Raw genomic sequence first — 2,114 nt, 5'->3', positions numbered from 1 at the left:
GGCTTGCGCTGTCTGGGATCGTCGATCGGCAGCGGCCGATGCACGATCTTCGATCGGGCGTTGGTGTAATCGATGACCAGCGTCGCCAGTTCCATGATGGTGAATTCGCCGGGGTTGCCGAGATTGACCGGGTGCGCGGGCGCATTCGGCGCATTCATCAGCCGGACAAAGCCCTCGATCAGGTCGTCGGCATAGCAGAAGGAACGCGTCTGCAGGCCGTGGCCATAGACAGTCAGGTCTTTGCCGCGCAACGCCTGGACGATGAAGTTCGAAACCACGCGCCCGTCATCGGGCTGCATGCGGCGGCCGTAGGTGTTGAAAATGCGGGCAACGCGGATATCGAGGCCATAGGTTCTCGAATAGTCGAAGAACAGGGTTTCGGCCGAACGCTTGCCCTCGTCGTAGCAGGACCGCGGTCCGTGCGTATTGACGTTGCCGAAGTAGCTCTCGGGCTGTGGGTGAACGAAGGGGTCGCCATAGACTTCGGACGTCGAGGCCTGGAATATCTTGGCGTTGTTCTGTCGCGCGAGCTCCAGAAGGTTGAGCGAACCAAGCACGCTTGTCTTGAAGGTATGGATCGGGTCTGCCTGGTAGTGCGGCGGAGAGGCTGGGCAAGCGAGATTGTAGATCTCATCGCACTGAAGGCCCGAAGGCAGTGCATTGACGATATCGTGCTCGATGCACGTGAATCTCGGATTACGCAGAAGGGCACCGAGATTGTATCTCTTGCCGGTGTGGAAATTGTCGAGCGCGACAACGTCGTATCCGTCCCGCAAAAGACGTTCGCACAAATGCGATCCTAGAAATCCCGCGCCTCCGGCGACCAGGGCGCGGCTTCGGCTTTGGTTGGCGCCCCTTTGACTGCCGGATTCCAGCTTCAGAACCTTGACAAGCTTACCCATACTGACCTCGCACGCACCGCACACGCTACCGCCGAGCCGGGACAAAGCATTGCCCGGCCACGTCCTTGAGAACGTGGCAAACCTCCGCATCTGCGGAATCGCCATCACCGATGTGCGTTAATTGTTCTCTGGGTTCGAGGAACTGGTGCTACGACACGACTTAAGTGTTGCCGTTCAGCATTTCCTGCGCCCCGAAGCCGCGATCACACGCCTGGTGCCATCATCGTCGATTGCTCGCCCAAATTGCACATCCCAACGCATCGAAAATATACCTGTGGAAATCACAGTCAACTAAATTAGCAATTCCTTAATCATATCTGTTTGCGAATGGTTAATCATGAGGCCGGCCGAGGCCCACGAGGCTGAACCATGGGCGTCCAAGGGCAGATCATCATTGTGGATCAGTGTATTGAGGCGGCCGCTGAAAAATATGCAATCGGACGCAGCAAGCTGTTGCAAGGCAGAATCAAAGCTTGGCAGCGAGGAGCGCCAAGAATGAGCCGCGTGGCGCAATTCAGGGGCGCGCGTTCATTTCACAGTGGAATACCGGTCATTTTAGCAACGGCTTTTGAGCGCATAGGTGGAACCTTGTCTGCATCTTTGCACAGCCACGCTGCCAATCGGCTGGTTCCCGTACCCTGATCCACCTCCTGAATGGCTGCACCACTGGCCATCGCCTTTTGACCGTCGGGGCGCTATTGGCAAGGTCACGATATCCTGTGGTGATGTGAATGCGCTTTCTGTTTGTCCTGATCCTGCTTGCCGGCACCGGCATCGGTGTCATCTATCCCTGGGCGATGAGCAATTTCTCGGGCCATGGGATCGGCACCTGGCGGGTCTATGAGCAGGGCCGCTTCAAGCCGCTGACAGTGCCGCTCGCCGCCCGCGACGCACCGGTGCGGGTGCTGGTCGACCTGACCGCAAGAGCCGAGCGCATCGTTTCGCAGCAACGCACCGTGCTGACGCTGACCGCCGCCAGCAATGGCCGCACGGTGCTCGCCTCGACGCTGCAATTCAACCATTCCGACAACCCGCGCCAGGCAAGCCCGCAGCTGCCCGACAAGATCTTTCGCGACGAGGCCGGCGTGATCGCGACCGTCAGCCCGGGCCCCTATATCTTCACCGTCGGACCGGGCGATGCCGACGATATTCCGATGCGAGCTGTCGATCTCATCTTGCGCTCTGGTGTCGGCGAGATCGACAGCCGTGCAC

General features: G+C 59.0%; 2 protein-coding genes. One reads left to right on the top strand and one right to left on the bottom strand.

Annotated elements, in window-relative coordinates; translation table 11 throughout:
• The coding region (locus EN935_RS32745; RefSeq protein WP_164771558.1) for a UDP-glucuronic acid decarboxylase family protein at window positions 1-902 on the bottom strand (902 nt) is incomplete at its 3' end.
• A gap of 731 nt (window positions 903-1,633) precedes the next feature.
• On the opposite strand from EN935_RS32745, the gene EN935_RS32740 reads away from it, so the two are divergent.
• Window positions 1,634-2,114, top strand: a 481-nt coding sequence (locus tag EN935_RS32740; protein ID WP_127374063.1) for a hypothetical protein, incomplete at its 3' end; no start/stop codon positions are given.

Source organism: Mesorhizobium sp. M7D.F.Ca.US.004.03.1.1 (assembly GCF_003998635.1).
Classification (GTDB): domain Bacteria; phylum Pseudomonadota; class Alphaproteobacteria; order Rhizobiales; family Rhizobiaceae; genus Mesorhizobium; species Mesorhizobium loti.
This window is presented reverse-complemented; position numbering and strand designations above follow the sequence as displayed.